This is a genomic window from Streptomyces sp. NPDC054783, from assembly GCF_053611725.1.
The window spans coordinates 567,219-582,815 of record NZ_JBSHAY010000003.1 but is presented as its reverse complement, the minus strand read 5'-3'; the positions used below and the strand labels follow the sequence as shown (position 1 = coordinate 582,815).

The 15,597-nt window shown below is 73.0% G+C and carries 8 protein-coding genes; 3 read left to right on the top strand and 5 right to left on the bottom strand.

From position 1 onward, the window contains the following. Positions 1-641: 641 nt before the first annotated feature. Entirely contained in the window at positions 642-1,193 is a 552-nt protein-coding gene (locus tag ACWGJ5_RS09585; protein WP_228624403.1) for a MarR family winged helix-turn-helix transcriptional regulator, read from the bottom strand. A 134-nt stretch (positions 1,194-1,327) separates the two neighbouring features. Here ACWGJ5_RS09585 and ACWGJ5_RS09580 point away from each other — a divergent pair, with 134 nt between their 5' ends. Next, positions 1,328-2,593, top strand: a complete 1,266-nt coding sequence (locus ACWGJ5_RS09580; protein ID WP_453309181.1) for an MFS transporter — start codon at positions 1,328-1,330, stop codon at positions 2,591-2,593. A 177-nt stretch (positions 2,594-2,770) separates the two neighbouring features. On the opposite strand, the gene ACWGJ5_RS09575 is transcribed toward ACWGJ5_RS09580, so the two are convergent. Together ACWGJ5_RS09575 and ACWGJ5_RS09570 are read right to left on the bottom strand one after the other, a co-directional pair. Beyond that, a complete protein-coding gene (locus ACWGJ5_RS09575) occupies positions 2,771-4,417 on the bottom strand; it encodes an ATP-binding SpoIIE family protein phosphatase (RefSeq protein ID WP_453309161.1) in 1,647 nt (548 codons plus the stop codon). 131 nt (positions 4,418-4,548) lie between these two features. Continuing rightward, the gene (locus ACWGJ5_RS09570) at positions 4,549-5,928 is read right to left on the bottom strand and encodes an NAD(P)/FAD-dependent oxidoreductase (protein WP_453309160.1); all 1,380 of its coding nucleotides are present in this window, start codon (positions 5,926-5,928) and stop codon (positions 4,549-4,551) included. Between the two features lie 376 nt (positions 5,929-6,304). Between ACWGJ5_RS09570 and ACWGJ5_RS09565 the strand changes: the two genes are divergently transcribed. Further along, positions 6,305-7,093 carry a TetR/AcrR family transcriptional regulator gene (locus ACWGJ5_RS09565; RefSeq protein WP_453309159.1) on the top strand — a complete coding sequence of 263 codons (789 nt, stop codon included), beginning with the start codon at positions 6,305-6,307 and terminating at the stop codon, positions 7,091-7,093. A gap of 357 nt (positions 7,094-7,450) precedes the next feature. Beyond that, positions 7,451-9,361 (top strand): sigma-70 family RNA polymerase sigma factor, encoded by a 1,911-nt coding sequence (locus tag ACWGJ5_RS09560; protein WP_453309158.1) that lies wholly within the window; start codon positions 7,451-7,453, stop codon positions 9,359-9,361. A 55-nt stretch (positions 9,362-9,416) separates the two neighbouring features. Here ACWGJ5_RS09560 and ACWGJ5_RS09555 read toward each other — a convergent pair whose 3' ends face one another. After that, positions 9,417-12,890, bottom strand: coding sequence for an AfsR/SARP family transcriptional regulator (locus tag ACWGJ5_RS09555; RefSeq protein ID WP_453309157.1), 3,474 nt, complete (start codon positions 12,888-12,890; stop codon positions 9,417-9,419). A 338-nt stretch (positions 12,891-13,228) separates the two neighbouring features. Then, positions 13,229-15,304, bottom strand: coding sequence for an asparagine synthase-related protein (locus ACWGJ5_RS09550; protein WP_453309156.1), 2,076 nt, complete (start codon positions 15,302-15,304; stop codon positions 13,229-13,231). Positions 15,305-15,597: the final 293 nt, after the last annotated feature.

Here is a 15,597-nt window from a genome sequence, read left to right as displayed (position 1 = left end):
TCCCGTAATCGGGATGAACACCACGAGAGCGGTGCGAGAGGAGGAATAGTCCCCTCGCACACAGCGTCCTCGCTGTGTTTTTCAAAGGAACCTCGTCCCGATCGTGATGACCGGAGACGGGGTATCAACATATCTGGCGTTGATTTTTGGCACGCTGTTGAGTTCTCAAGGAACGGTCGCTTCCTTCGTACTCACCCTCTCGGGCTTTCCTCCGGGCTTCCCTTCGGTGTTTCCGACTCTATCAGATCTTTTCTCGATCCGATTTCCTCGGTGCTTTCCAGGTTCCCGCTTCGCTTTCGCTCCGCGTTTCCCTTTCCGGCGGTTCCGACTCTATCAGATCCTTTCGGCGTCTGACTCCCAGTCAGGGGGGCTTGTCTTCCCGGCCCTTGGGCCGTTCCGACGTCTCAAACCTTAGCGGATCCGCTCGGCGATTCCCAATCGGGCCGCCGGGCTCCATTCGAATTGAATTCGGGCACGCCGAATACAACCCGTCCGGGAGATCGAGCTGATGATGTGAGGGGTGCCGCTCGAGGCGGCGATGCGCTACCGAGGATCCGTTACGGCTCCGTGGCAACCCGAAGAACTTTACGGATCGGCCAGGGGCGTGTCAACACCCCTTGTCAAGATTTTTTACGGCGGCCTCAGTCGAGGTCGCTGAGCCGGCCGCCGGCGTCCGGCTGGGCGTCCTCCACCCTGCGCAGGAGCCTGGTCAGGACCTCGCCGAGCACCGCGCGCTCCGCCGGCGTGAGGTCCTGGAGCAGGTCCTCCTCGAAGACGGTCGCGAGGCGCATGGCCTCCAGCCACTTCTCACGGCCCTCGGGGGTCAGCTCCACGATCACGCGGACGCGGTTGGACTCGTCACGCTCCCGGGTGACGAGTCCCTCGGCCACCATGCGGTCGATCCGGTGGGTCATCGCGGCCGGCGTGAGGCCGAGGCGCTTGGCGAGGTCGCTGGGGCCCAGGCGGTAGGGGGCACCGGAGAGGACCAGTGCCTTGAGCACCTCCCACTCGGCGTTGCTGATGCCGAGGCCGGCGGTCTGGCGGCCGTAGGCGACGTTCATGCGGCGGTTGAGCCGGGAGAGCGCCGAGACGATCTTCTCGACCTGCGGATCGAGGCCCTGGAACTCGCGCTGGTAAGCGGCGATCTGCTCTTCGAGCGTCGGTTCCGCGACGTCGGGGGCGGTGTCGGCCATGGCCGCAGTATCGCACGCGGTTGCTTTGCGTTGAAGTCCTTCTCTGTGTAGTCTTTAGCTTCGAACTTTAGCTTTGAAGTCTTCAGGTGTAACTAGTGAGAGAGGTGAACGTGACCAGGGCGATGGGCGCAGCGATGCGTCGGATCCACGTGGGCAACGCACTCAGCGCGTTCGGGCTCGGCTTCACCGTCCCCTACCTGTACGTCTACGTGGCGCAGGTGCGGGGGCTGGGAGCCATGACGGCGGGACTCGTGCTCGCCGTCTTCGCCGTGGCCGCGCTGATCGTGCTGCCGTTCGCCGGCAGGGCGATCGTGCGGCGCGGCCCGCTGCCGGTCCTGCTCGCCGCCCTGGTCACCGCGGCGCTCGGCGCGCTGAGCCTGGGACTCGCGGGCAACGCCGCCGCCGTACTGCTGTCGGCCGCGGCGCTCGGTGCCGGGCAGGCCGTGATGCAGCCGGCGCTCGCGACGATGATCGTGGACTGCTCCACCGCCGACACGCGGTCACGGGCGTTCGCGATGCAGTTCTTCCTGCAGAACCTGGGACTCGGTATAGGCGGCCTCATCGGCGGTCATCTCGTCGACACCACACGCGTGTCGTCCTTCACGCTGCTGTTCGCGATCGAGGCGGCGGTGTTCCTGCTGCTGGTCGGGGTGATGGCGACCGTGCGGATGCCGCACTCGCCGCGGATCGAGGACGCGCCGGCCCGGTCGGCGAAGGGCAGCCGGAAGCGGCTGCTCGGGAACCCGGCGATGGTGCAGCTGTGTGTGCTGGGCTTCGTGCTGTTCTTCGCCTGCTACGGCCAGTTCGAGTCCGGGCTGAGCGCGTACGGCGTCGAGGCCGCCGGGATATCCACCTCCGCGCTGGGGACGGCCCTGGCCGCGAACACGCTGATGATCGTGGTCGCCCAGTTCGCCGTGCTGAGGTTCGTGGAGCGCGGCCGGCGGTCCCGGGTCATCGCCGGTGTCGGACTGATCTGGGCCGTGGCGTGGCTGGCCGCCGGGTACGCGGGGCTGGGGCACGGCAGCCAGGAGATGGCGACGGCCGCGTTCGTCTCGACGTACGCGCTGTTCGGGCTGGGTGAGGCGATGCTGTCGCCGACGGTCGCTCCGCTGGTCGCCGACTTGGCTCCCGAGGGGATGGCCGGGCAGTACAACTCTGCGTTTGCACTGGTCAAGCAGCTGGCGCTGGCCGTCGGTCCGGCGGTGGGCGGGCCGCTGGGTGCCTCGCTGCACGCGCCGTACATCGTGACGTTCCTGCTGTTCTCGCTGGGGATCACGGTGCTTGCGCTGCGGCTCGGGCGGAGGCTCACCCCCGTCCAGGACCAGCCTTGGCTGGCTCGCGGGACCCGGGTGGTTGCCCGGGGTGGTGCGCCTGCGGAGCCGGTGGCCGCGGAGGCGTGAGGCCCCCGGTGCCGTTGCTGGGCACGTTTGGGGGCGCTGCTCGCCGAGAGGTGCCGCTGCGCCCACCCGTGCCGCCCCAAGCGCCACGACGGCCCGCAGCTACGTCGGCACGCCTGCGCGACCAGGCCCCCGCCCACCCGCACCCACACCCGGCTCGGCCAAGGCCCCCCACGGCGCCTAGCCCTTCGGGAGTACGAACTCGCACCACACCGCCTTGCCGCCGCCAGGCGTCCGGCGGCAGCCCCAGTTGGACGCGATCGTCGCCACGATGGCGATGCCCCGGCCCGACTCGTCGCCCGGTTCCGCGCGCCGGCGTCGAGGAAGGTGATCGTCCCCGTCCGTCACCTCGATGATCAGGCGGCGGTCGGTGCGGCGGAGCCGGAGCCGCATGGGCGGGGTGCCGTGCTGGAGGGAGTTGGCGACCAGCTCGCTCGCGGCGAGCACACCGAGATCGTGCAGCTCGACCGGGAAGCGCCAACTCGTCAGCACGCCGGAGGCGAACGCGCGGGCGCGGGGGGCCGCCTCGACGCCGCCGAGGAGTTCCAGGGCCGCGTTGCGGAAGAGATCGCCGTCGGGGCCCGTACGGGCGGGGTGCTGGAGGACCAGGACGGCGACGTCGTCGTCGTGGTCGGCGGTGACGCCGGCCGAGCGGACCAGGCGGTCGCAGACGACCTGCGGGGAGCCGGTGGCGCCGGCGAGGGCGCCTTCGAGGGCCGCGATGCCCTCGTCCAGGTCCTCGTCGCGGCGTTCGACCAGGCCGTCGGTGTAGAGGACGGCCGTGGAGCCCGGGCCGAGCGCGATGGAGCCCGACGCGTGCATCCAGCCGCCGGTGCCGAGCGGCGGGCCGGTGGGCTCGTCGGCGCGGGAGACGGTGCCGTTCTCGTCGCGGACCAGGATCGGCAGGTGCCCGGCGGAGGCGTACACGAGCCTTCCCTCGTTGGGGTCGTGGACGGCGTAGACGCAGGTGGCGATCTGGTTGGCGTCGATCTCGGTGGCGAGGCCGTCCAGCAGTTGGAGCACCTCGTGCGGGGGGAGGTCCAGGCGGGCGTAGGCCCGGACGGCCGTACGCAGTTGGCCCATGACCGCCGCTGCTCGCACACCCCGGCCCATGACGTCGCCGATCACCAGGGCCGTGCGGCCGCCGCCGAGGGTGATCACGTCGTACCAGTCACCGCCGACCGCGGCCTCGGTGCCGCCGGGGTGGTAGGTGGCGGCGATGCGCAGGTCGTCGGGCTGTTCCAGTTCCTGCGGCAACAGGGAGCGCTGGAGGGTCACCGCCGTCTCGCGCTGGCGGCGCTCGCTGGCGCGCAGCCGCTCGGCGGCCTCGGCGTGGTCGGTGACGTCGGTGGCGAAGACGAGCACGCCTCCGTCGCGGTCGCCGTCCTCGTCGACCGGGGTGCAGGTGAACGTGTAGGAGCGGCCGTCCACGGCCTTGCGGGACTTCAGGGTGCGGGGCTTGCCGCTGCGCAGCACCTGGTCGAGGAGCGGGAGCAGGCCGAGTTCGGCGAGTTCGGGCAGCGCCTCGCGGGCGGGTGTGCCCATGGGCCGTACGCCGAAGGCCGCCACGTAGGCGTCGTTGACGTACGCGATGCGGTGGTCGGGGCCGTGTACGAGGGCGACCAGGGCCGGGACGCGGTCGAGGACGTCGCGCGCGGGCAGTTCGTCGACGGCGGGCACCGGGGCCGTGCCGTCGACCGGCTTTCCGGCACGGGCCGCGGGCACGGAGCCTTCCCCCCGCCGGTCCGGGGAGACCGTGGTCTCGTTCCGCGCGGCGGCGCGGCGCTGCGTTCCGGGGAGCCGGGCGCTCCAGCGCGTGAAGTTCACTTGGGAAGAAGCCTCGTGGGTGCTGAGGGCGGGCGGGTGGCTCGTCAGAGGACATGGGGCAGTCTGGCAGGGGGCGCGCCGCGGCGACATCGGTCAGACGCCTGGGCGGGCCGGGGAGTTCCTTGCTCCGGTCAGGACGACCCCTTCGGGTCGTCCGAGGGGCTGTGATGAGGCTTTCCACCGGCAGCGAGTTCGAACTCCGCTCGCGGATGTTCGAGCGAACCGAGCGAGACGATCTCCCGTTTGAAGAGTCCGGCGAGGGTCCATTCCGCCAGCACACGGGCCTTTCGGTTGAAGGTGGGCACCCTGCTGAGGTGGTACACGCGGTGCATGAACCAGGCAGGGTAGCCCTTCAGCCTGCGCCCGTAGATCTGCGCGACGCCCTTGTGCAGGCCGAGGGAGGCGACCGAGCCGACGTACTTGTGGCCGTACGTCTCCAGGGGCTCGCCGCGCAGCGCGTGGGCGATGTTGTCGCCGAGGGTCCGGGCCTGACGGACGGCGTGCTGGGCGTTGGGGGCGGTCTCGGTGCCGGGTTCGGCGGCGGTGACGTCGGGTACGGCGGCAGCGTCCCCGGCCGCCCAGGCGTGCTCCGTGCCGTCGACGGTCAGCTGGGCGGTGCACTTCAGCCGACCGCGTGCGGTGAGCGGCAGGTCGGAGGCGGCGAGCAGCGGGCTGGGCTTGACGCCGGCGGTCCACACGACCGTGCGGGTCGGGAAGCGCTGGCCGTCGCTGAGGACGGCGACGCGGTCGGCGCAGGAGTCCAGGCGGGTTTCGAGCAGGACCTGGATGTTGCGGCGGCGCAGCTGGGTGACGGTGTAGCGGCCCATCTCCTCGCCGACCTCGGGAAGGATGCGGTCGGAGGCCTCCACGAGGATCCACTTCATGTCCTCGGGGCGGACGTTGTGGTAGGAGCGCGCGGCGTAGCGGGCCATGTCCTCCAGTTCGGCGAGCGCCTCCACGCCCGCGTAGCCGCCGCCGACGAAGACGAAGGTGAGGGCGGCGTCGCGGATCGCGGGGTCGCGGGTGGAGGAGGCGATGTCCATCTGCTCGATGACGTGGTTGCGCAGGCCGATGGCCTCTTCGACGGTCTTGAACCCGATGCCGTACTCGGCGAGGCCGGGGATGGGCAGGGTGCGGGAGATCGAGCCGGGGGCCAGCACGAGCTCGTCGTAACCGAGGAGTTCGGCCGGTTTTCCCTCCTCGGCGGTGGCGAGCGTGGTGACGACGGCGGTGCGCATCGCGTGGTCGATGGACGTCACCTCGCCGACGACGACATGGCACTGGTCCAGGACGCGACGCAGCGGTACGACGACATGGCGAGGGGAAATCGAACCGGCGGCCGCTTCGGGAAGGAACGGCTGGTACGTCATGTAGGGGTCGGGAGTGACGACGGTGATGTCGACCTCACCCCGCCTGAGCTCGGCCTTCAGCCTCCGCTGCAGCCGCAGTGCCGTGTACATCCCGACGTAGCCGCCGCCGACAACCAGAATGCGCGCACGTTCCTTCACCATCCCATGACGCACCCGGCGCTGTTGTTTGTCCACAGCCCCGGCAATTTGTGTGACCGGCGGCCGGGTGTGCGCATAGGCAGGCGCGGTGTCGGGGCGGGACGAAAGGGGGCAGGTCAGCGGGTGCGGGCGATGGGGAGCGAAGGTGTGGAAACGGGACGTACGAGACCCGTACTCCGATCGGGGGGCGCACTGTGCGGAACCTGCCCCTTCTGAATTGACTCTCTCTCAACTATGTTCGTGTGTCGACGGGGTGTAGGGAATGTGGTCGAACGGGTGCCGCGACGGGCGGACCCGGTCGAGAACGACGTCAGTTCCACGCACTTCGGAACACTGGCGGGGAGTCTCCGGGGGGAGACGTCATTACCGGGGGAAACACATGCATGTTCAGGACACGCATTGGTCATCCGCAGCCACCCTCGCACCGGGTGGCGGGGCGATGAGCGCGGCGGTGGGCAACGGACGCGCGGACGGGGCGCGTACGGCACCGCTGCGGGTGGACGCACAGCGCAATCTGGAGCACGTGCTGCGTGCGGCGCGTGAGGTCTTCGGCGAGTCGGGTTACGGCGCGCCGATGGAGGACGTGGCCCGGCGGGCCCGGGTGGGTGTCGGCACCGTGTACCGGCGCTTTCCCAGCAAGGACGTGCTGGTCCGGCGGATAGCCGAGGAGGAGACCGCGCGGCTGACCGAGCAGGCGCGGGCCGCGCTCGGGCAGGAGGACGAGCCGTGGTCGGCGCTGTCCCGGTTCCTGCGGACGTCCGTGGCGTCGGGGGCGGGCCGGTTGCTGCCGCCGCAGGTCCTGCGGGTCGGCTCCGCGCAGGGCTCCGCCGGTTCGACCGAGTCGGGTGGTTCTGGCGTGGCGTCCGCCGAGGAGGCTCGGGTGCCTCAGCAGCGGGTGCAGCCGGGGTCCGGTGAGCTTCGGCTGGTGCCCGGGGAGTCCGCCGGGGCCGCTGATGACAGCGGGGTCGGGGCGTTGCTCGATGTGGTCGGGCAGCTGGTGGACCGGGCTCGGGCGGCTGGTGAGCTGCGGGCGGACGTGTCCGTGGGGGATGTGCTGCTGGTGATCGCCACGGCGGCGCCGTCCCTGCCGGATCCCGCGCAGCAGGCGGCGGCCTCGGCACGGCTGCTGGACATTTTGCTGGAGGGGTTGCGGTCGCGTCCCGCATAGGGGTATTGCGGTCGCGTCTCGTGCAGGGGTCCCCGCCGCCGGCGGCTGCGGGTGGGTGCCCATGTGGACGGTTCGGGGTGGGCGGTGCGTGGAGTCGTCGGGCTGCGGGTGCGTGGGGACTGGTCGCGCAGTTCCCCGCGCCCCTCTGGGGGTTGCCGTGCTGCCTGCCCCACCGGCGCCCCTGACCAATGGCAGCCTTCGCCGCGATTCCTTCGTTCGAGTGGCGGCCGTAGGTCTGTGCTGACAAGGGCCCTCGGATGAGTGGATGCCGTGAACATGAGGTCCTTGAATAAAGGACAATGTGGCACTCTGAGCCGGTGACGGGTTGGGCTGGGCCGGTGTCGGGGGCTTTCCGCGATGGGCGTTGACGGGTGGGACGAGTCACGCGATGACGACGCGGGCGCGGAGGCCGCTGCGGGCCTGACCCCGCCCCAGGTGCCGAAACAGGGCGGGCGTCCGGCTTCCACCGGCGGGCGGAGCAAGAAGCCCTCCGGCGGGCGGAACGAGATGAGCGTGCCGGCCCAGCGCGAGGGCAGCGTGCTGCCGCCGACCCGGGAGACGCCGCCCGACGACGGCGAGCTGATCGAGCGGATGCGCGGCGGTGACGACTCCGCCTACGCGGAGCTCTACCGGCGGCACGCGGACTCCGTACGGCGGTATGCGCGCACCTGCTGCCGGGACGGGCACACCGCCGACGACCTCACGGCCGAGGTCTTCGCCCGGATGCTGCAGGCGGTGCGCGGGGGATCGGGGCCCGAGCACGCCGTACGGGCCTATCTGCTCACCTCCTTGCGGCGCGTCGCCGCGCACTGGACCAAGTCCGCCCGGCGCGAGCAGCTCGTGGACGACTTCGCCGTCTTCGCCCAGCAGTCCTCGCGCGCCTCCGAAGTGTCCGACGACGACACACTGGACCTCGGCGCCGATGTGCGCGCGATGCACGAGGCCGAGCAGTCCCTGGCGATGCAGGCCTTCCGTTCGCTGCCCGAGCGCTGGCAGGCCGTGCTGTGGCACACCGAGGTGGAGGACGAGTCCCCGAGCCAAGTGGCCGTGCTGTTCGGGCTGGACGCCAACGGCACCCGCGTGCTGGCGAGCCGCGCCCGCGAGGGGCTGAAGCAGGCCTACCTGCAGGCCCACGTGAGCGCCACCCTCGCCGGTGACGAGGAGTGCGCCCGCTACGCCGACCAGCTCGGCACCTACGCCCGCCGCAAACTGCGTATCCGCGCCGAGCGGGGTCTGCGCAAGCACCTGGAGCAATGTGCCAAGTGCCGGCTGGCGGCCGCGCAGATCGAAGAGGTCGCGAGCGGTATCCCCGGTGTCGTCCCGGTCGCGGTCATCGGCTGGTTCGGGGCCGCCGGGTACGCCAAGGCGCTCGGCATCATCGCGGGAAGCGCCGGGGCGGGGGCGGCGGGTGCCGTCGCGGCGGCCACCGGGTCGTCGTCCGGCGGGGCCGGCGGTACGGGCGGTGCCGCGGCCTCGGAGGGGCTCGGAGCGCCGGTGAAGGCGGGCATGGCGGCGGGTGTGGTCGCGGTGGCTGCTGCCGCGGTGGCACTGGCGCTGGTGAACGACGGCCATCGGCCGGCGAGGGAGGCAGCCGAGCCGTCGCCGTCCGCGCCGGCCGTACGGCCCCCGGCGCCGACGCCGGCCCCGCCGAGGAAGAAGCCCTCGCCGGAGCCCGTGGTGCTCGCGCCCGAGCCGACCCCCACCCCCACGCCGACGCCGACGCCGACGCCGACTTCCAAGCCGACTCCCAGGCCCACCCCGACGCCCACACGCACACCCACGCCGACGCCGACACCCACGCCGACCCCGACGCCCACTCCGCCGCCCGCGCCCACCGTGTACGAGCTGAGCGACCTCAGTTACGACGTCGACGGCGACGGCGCCAAGCCCGAGATCCGGCTCGCCGAGAGCAGCTGGGTGTGGCAGCGCCACGGCATGTCGATCGGCGGCAAGCAGTACGCGCGCGGGGTGACCGTGCACGGCGAGTCCTCGGTCACCGTCGCCCTCAACCGGCAGTGCACCGCCTACGACGCACTGGCCGGTGTGGACGACATGACGCTCGGCCTCGGCAAGGTGTCCTTCTCCGTCTGGGCCGACGGGGTGCGGCTGTGGCAGTCCGGGATGGTCAAGGGACACGACCGCGCCGTGCCCGTCCACGTGGACCTCACCGGGCGCAGGACCGTGCGGCTCGTCGTACGGCCGCACAGCAACGTCTTCGACCAGGCGGCACTCGCGGACTGGGCGGAGTCCCGGTTCACCTGCCGATAGGCCGGTAGGCGGAAGGACGGGAGACGGGAAGGCGCCGGGAGAACGGTGGTGATCCTCACCGGCCGCGTTCGGCGGGCGCCTCCGCCGCGCCGAGCTCCTGCAGTACGTCGGCCACACCGAGGGACGAGCCCCGGGCGCGCTCGGCCGCGTACCGCTCCGGTGGCAGAGTCGCGCGGGCGTCGGCCTGCACCCGGATGGCCTCGCTGCACTCCGGCTCGGGACGCGGATTGCCGTCGCGCCAGTGGTCCGCGGCGGCGAACAGCCGGACCGCACCGGCCAGATCGCCGCACCGGGCCCGCAGGCCGGCCGCGATGTCCACCAGCCCCGCCGTGATCGACTCGGCGCACCGCTGGGCCACGGCCACGCGCAGCGCCTCGGCGGCGATCGGCAGCCCGTGCGCGGGGCCCGACTCATCGGCGGCGAGGAGCGCCTCGACGCTGCGCAGGGCCGCCTCGAACTGCGGTGGCGGGGTGCCGCCGCGGGCCAGGGCGCGGGTCGCCTCATACAGCTCGCGGGCACGGGCGAGCTGCCCGTCGTGCAGGGCGATGTGGGCGCGCAGCAGCAGCACGAAGGCACGCGACTCCGGCACCGCGTACCGGTCGGCGGCCGCTCCCGCCTCCTCCAGGGCGGACAGCGCGGTCTTCCGGTCGCCGGAGCGGTAGGAGATCTCGGCGAGCCGGGCCATCAGGAACGGCGACTCGGCGTAGGCCCCCACCTCGTAGGCCAGGCGCAGTGCCTCGTCGTACTCACCGCGCGCCTCGGCGAACCTGCCGCGGGCCATGGCCGCCTCGCCGGCGGCGCTGCACACCTGGGCCCGCATCCAGCGGTCCCCGACGCGCCGGCTGAGCGTCCGCAGCTCGGCCAGGTCCTCGTCGACGCCCCGCAGGTTGCCCGGGGAGTCGACGGTCACATGGGTGCGGTACATCAGGGAGACGCCGATCTCCCAGTCACCGCCGTGCGCACGGCAGTTGGCCACGGCCGCGGCCATGTCCGGGCCGACGTCCGCCGGGCCGCCCAGGTAGTAGGAAGTCAGCGGCCACACGATGCCCGGGAGCCGGGCGGCGTGGGGACCGCCGCGCTCGTAGGCGGCACGGACGCGCGCGACGTACTCCGGGGCGCGTGGGTCGGCCGCGTGGTGCTCGGTGCTCGATTCGGAGGTCAGGAACAGGTCGAGCATCCGCAGGTCCATCCGCGGCTCCCGCCGCGGATGCCCGGCCTCGCCGTCGGGCACGGTGAGGAAGGCGCCCACCGGGTCGGCCGACTCCACCAGGGACATCAGGTCGGGGGCGGCACCGACGGGGTCCCCGGTCGCCGAAGCGCGCCGGGACGCCGAGAGAATCGGCGGCTCCGGCTTTGCCAGGGTGTCCAGGGCCACGCCCAGGCGGAGGACCAGGCGGACCCAGGCGATCGCTTCCTGACGGTGGTTGCGTAGCCACCAGAACCAGCCGATGGCCAGGACGATCGCGCCGGCCTCCGGCTCGTCGCCGGCGCGCACGGAGCGGTCCAGGGCCGCCCGGATGTTGTCCAGCTCGGTCTCCAGGCGGGAAATCCACGGCAGTTGGTCCGCCGACCGCAGGCGTGGCTCGGCCTCCTCGACCAGCGCCCGCACCCACGCGCGATGCCGGCGCTCGGCCGTGGCGCGCAGTCCGGGGACCTCGGCCGCGCGCTCGATGGCGTACTCGTGGATGGTCTCCAGCATGCGGTAGCGCATGCCGCCGGAGCCGTCGGGGCCGCTGGGCGCGGCCACGAGGAGGGACTTGTCGACGAGGGCGCCGATCAGGTCGGCCGCCGGACCGGTGCAGACGGCCTCGGCCGCCGCGAGGTCCCAGCCGCCGGCGAAGACGGACACCTCGCGCAGCACCGTACGCTCCCGCTCGTCCAGCAGGTCCCAGGACCAGTCGACGACTGCGCGCAGGGTCTGCTGGCGGGGCAGGACCGTGCGGCTTCCGGAGGTGAGCAGGCGGAAGCGGTCGTCGAGCCGGTCGGCGATCTGCCGTGGGGTCAGCAGCCTGAGCCGGGCGGCGGCCAGCTCGATGGCGAGCGGCAGCCCGTCCAGGCGGCGGCAGATCTCCGCCACGGCCCCGGTGTCGGCGAGCACGACGTCGGCGTCGGGACGGACAGCCTTCGCGCGCTCGGCGAACAGGCGGTGCGCCTGCTCCGGGACGAGGGGCTCGACCGGGCGCACCGACTCACCGGGGACGCCCAGGGGTTCACGGCTGGTCGCGAGGACCGTGAGCCCCGGGCAGTGGGTGAGGAGGGTCTCGGCGAGGGCGGCGGCCGCGCCGATGACATGTTCGCAGTTGTCAAGGATCAGGAGTTGGCTGCGCGGGGCGCAGTACTCGATCAGCAGGGCGGCGGGGTCGGCCTGTGGGGTCGCCAGCTCGTTGGTCAGCAGCACGGTCTCGCGCAGGCCGAGCGCGCTGACCACGGCGCCGGGCACCGCCTCCGGATGGTCGAGCGGGGCCAGCTCGACCAGCCATGCCTGGGGGAGCCCTGCGGCGGCCTCCTCGGCGAGGCGGGTCTTTCCCGAGCCGCCCGGTCCGGTGAGCGTGACCAGGCGGGCCCTGTGCAAGTCGGAACGAATGGCCTCGAGTTCTGGTTCCCGCCCGACGAAGGACGTCAGGCGGGGCCGGAGGTTGCCGGTCCGCTCAGGGGGTTGAGCGGGGGCCGGTGCGTTCGATCGGGTCGGTTGGGTCGACGGCTGCGGCTGCGGTTGCGGCTGCGGTTGCGGCTGCGGTTGCTGCTGCGGTTGCTGCTGCGGTTGCTGCTGCGGTTGCTGCTGCGGTTGCTGCTGCGGTTGCTGCTGCGGTTGCTGCTGCTTGAGCAACGACGCGTACAGCGTTCTGAGTTCCGGGCCCGGATCGGTGCCGAGGGTGTCGGCGAGGGTGCGGCGGGCGGACTCGTACGCGGCGAGTGCGTCGGCGGTGCGGCCGCTGTCGCGCAGGGCGCGGATGAGCAGGGCGCGCAGGGGCTCGTCCAACGGGTGCGCCGTGGTGAGTTCCGTCAGCTCCGGTACGACGTCCGGGGCGCGGCCGAGGTCGAGGGCGGCGGCGGCACGCCCGCGGGTGGCCTCCAGGCGCAGGGCCTCCGGGCGGGTGGCGGCGGTGCGGTCGGCGAGGTCGGCGAGGGCGGGGCCGTGCCAGAGGGCAAGGGCCTCGGTGAGAGTGCGGTGGGCGGTGGCGGGGTCGCCGGTGGTGAGGGTCCTGGTGCCCGTGTGGACGAGGCGCTCGAAGACGTACAGGTCGACGTCGTCCTCGGTCGCTTCTAGGCGGTAACCGCCCGGGGTGGAGGCGACGGTGTGGTGGCCGAGGGTGCGGCGGAGGCGGCCGACGAGGGCTTGCAGGGCGGCGGGGGCGTCGCTCGGGTGGTCGCCGGCCCAGATCTCGTCGATGAGGGTTTCGGGGGTGGCGGTGCGACCCGGGCGGAGGGCCAGGGCGGTGAGGAGTGTGCGCAGGCGTGGGCCGCCGATGGGTACGGGGGTGCCCTGGTCGTCCGCTGCTTGGGCCACGCCCAGGATTCTGTACCGCACCTGGTCATTGTCGCGGGGGGCGCGGGGTGGGGCACGGGGTTTCGTCGGCGGCGCTCGATCGCGTACCCGGTGCCGCGGCCGGGCAGGGGCCGGGCGCCGCTCGCTGAGAGGCGCCGCCGCGTCCCACCCGGGCCACCCCAGCGGCACGACTGCCCGCAGGCTACGGCGGGGGCGCCCCGCAAGGGGCGCGGGGAACTGCGCGACCAGCCACGACGGACCGCAGTCGGCATACGGCAGGAGCCACCTCGCGCGGGGGGCCTGAGGGTGGCAGCCCCCGGCAGGGCAGGGGCAGGCGCCCTCAGCCATCAGGGCCCTCGGCCATCAGGCCTCCTCAGCCGTCAAGCGCCGGAGGCCAAGGCTCCCCTTCTCGGCTGGATCCCGGACGGCACCGCACGCGCGCGTGCCGGTGTCCCCGTCCAGCACGTTCCCCGTCGGGAGAGCAGGCGGTGGAGCCAGAGTTCGAGGGAGACGAGGTCGGCGAGGCCGTCGAGGGGGAGGGGGTCGCCGGCGGCAGCCCCGCGCAGGGCCTCGCGGATGACGCGGGCTTCCACCAGGCCGGCGTCGGCCAGCAATGGGGTGGCGAAGAGATCCTGGAGGGGGGCCGCCGCCACGCGCAGGCCCGCGCGTGCGGCCGCCGCCGAGGAGGCGTGGGAGGGGGCGCCCCAGCCGGGCGGGAGGTCGGTGACGCCGGCGCCCTCCAGGACCGTACGGAGGATCGAGGAACGAGCCCCGGGTTGGACGCGCAGGGCCTCCGGGAGGACGCGGCAGGCGCGCACGACCTGGTTGTCGAGGAACGGCGCGTGCAGGCGCTGGGAGCGGATCTCGGCGGCCTGTTCCAGGACGCGCAGGTCGGCGGCCTGGCGGGCGAGGGCGGCACGCGCGCGGTACTCACCGGGACGCTGGACGCCGGTTGCCGAACGGTCCGCCTCCGCCTGCAGCAGAACCGATACTTCGGCCAGCGCCTCCCCCGTCAGCCAGCGGGCCGCCGGCCCGGGTCTGGCCCAGGTCAGCGCGGCGAGGGACGCACCGACCGCTCCCCCGGGCTCGTCGAAGTGGCGCCGCATCAGCCGTTCGGCCAGCACCTCCAGGCCGGTCCGGTAGGGCGTGCGGGCGAGCCGGCGGGCGGCGCCGTACACGCGCGCGGGGACCATCACCGAGCCGTCGGCCTTGGCGAGCGCGGCGACCGGGCGCACCAGATGGCGCCGTTTGCGGTCCATCAGGAGGTCGGCGAGGCGGGCGGGGTGGGCGTCCAGGACCTGGCGGGCGCCGTGGCCGGTGAAGTGGTCGGCGCTGCCGGCGGCGAGGCGGGCGCGGTGCCGGACGGCGGTCACCAGCGAGGGTCCGGGTTCGTCGGTGAGGGGGCCGTCGAGGTCGGCGTACGGCAGGGTCTCCTCGGCGCCGGTCACGACGACGTGGTGCAGGCGCGGGTTGGCGGCGAGGGCGCCGGCGCGCTCCAGTTCGGCCTCGTGGCCGCCCACGGCCAGGTCGTTGAAGGTGACGGCGAGGAGCCGTTCGCCCGCGCCCGTGCCGTGGCCGAGGAGCGTGCCGGGTCTGCCGGGAAGCCCGGCGGCCAGCAGCGCGAGGGTGCCGGATGCGGGGCCGCCGGAGAGGTCGGCGCCGATGCCGGGCACGGGCATCCCGCGCCGGGCCCGCCGCTCGGCGGGGCCCATGCCGGGCACCGGGCCGGGGTCGAGGTCGGGCACGTGCCGGGGCGCCGACAGCCGGGTGCGGACCGCCTCCACCAGGGCGTCCCGTACGGCGTCCACGGCGCGGTCGGGGTCGGCCGGGGACGCGGCCACGGCGAGGGAGGCGACCGGCTCGTACCCGGCGATCTCGCGCATCCCGGCGCGCAGCACGAGCGCGTGCCCCGGCGGAACGCGCCGTACGCCCTCGTACGGGGTGGTGTCGCGCAGCGCGGCCGGCACGTCCGGGGCGGCGAGCAGGGCGGCCAGGTGGCCGAAGTCGAGGTTGGCCTCGATGAGGTCGGCGAGGGGCAGCGCGGCGGTGGCGTAGGCGGTGCCGCCGGCCCAGGGGGTGTGGAACACCGGGCGGGCGCCCGCGAGATCGCCGCAGACGGTGATGCGGCGGCCGACCTTGACGACGGCCGTGTAACTGCCCGGCCAGGCGGTCAGATGGCGCAGTGCGCCCCCGCGCGCGGTGAACAGGCCGCGCCGCAGCTCCTCGTCGGAGGCGCCGCAGATGCCGAGGACGGCGATGCGGTTGTCCGCGTCGGCCTTCACCACGCGCAGTTCGTCGGGGCGCCAGTCGCCCACGGCCCACAGGGGGTCCGGATCCCCCCACAGGAGTTGGGAGCCGACCGGGTGCAGGGTCTCGCCGTCGTAACCGGTGGCGCCCGCGGAACCGATCCCGGCGACGCCCGCGGCGGTGCTGCTCCAACCCACCAACCACCGCATCGACGCCTCCACAGGCTGTGGACAACAGTGCACCGTATGAACCGGACCCCCATGCTGCCATGAGAGGCGCGTTGTGGAAGTGCGGCGGCACCGGCTTCGATCGAGGGAAATGCCCAGTGGGCATGAGACGGGGGCGACTCGAATGCGCCCCCTGTACGCTCCCCCAAATCGCCGTTCGCGCCCTCAAGTTGCATGGTCGGGGCACATGTCGACCCGCGACAGGCAGGGATGATTTTCAGCCAAATATGCTGAACGAACCGGGACTTGAGCACGCTCCGTACAGGCCTGCGGAG

What these genes read in the sequence shown, in the direction of transcription:
- ACWGJ5_RS09585 (WP_228624403.1), bottom strand. Translation starts at nt 1,193, where the DNA reads ATGGCCGACACCGCCCCCGACGTCGCGGAACCGACGCTCGAAGAGCAG.
- ACWGJ5_RS09580 (WP_453309181.1), top strand. Translation starts at nt 1,328, where the DNA reads ATGCGTCGGATCCACGTGGGCAACGCACTCAGCGCGTTCGGGCTCGGC.
- ACWGJ5_RS09570 (WP_453309160.1), bottom strand. Translation starts at nt 5,928, where the DNA reads ATGGTGAAGGAACGTGCGCGCATTCTGGTTGTCGGCGGCGGCTACGTC.
- ACWGJ5_RS09565 (WP_453309159.1), top strand. Translation starts at nt 6,305, where the DNA reads ATGCATGTTCAGGACACGCATTGGTCATCCGCAGCCACCCTCGCACCG.
- ACWGJ5_RS09560 (WP_453309158.1), top strand. Translation starts at nt 7,451, where the DNA reads ATGGGCGTTGACGGGTGGGACGAGTCACGCGATGACGACGCGGGCGCG.
- ACWGJ5_RS09550 (WP_453309156.1), bottom strand. Translation starts at nt 15,304, where the DNA reads ATGCGGTGGTTGGTGGGTTGGAGCAGCACCGCCGCGGGCGTCGCCGGG.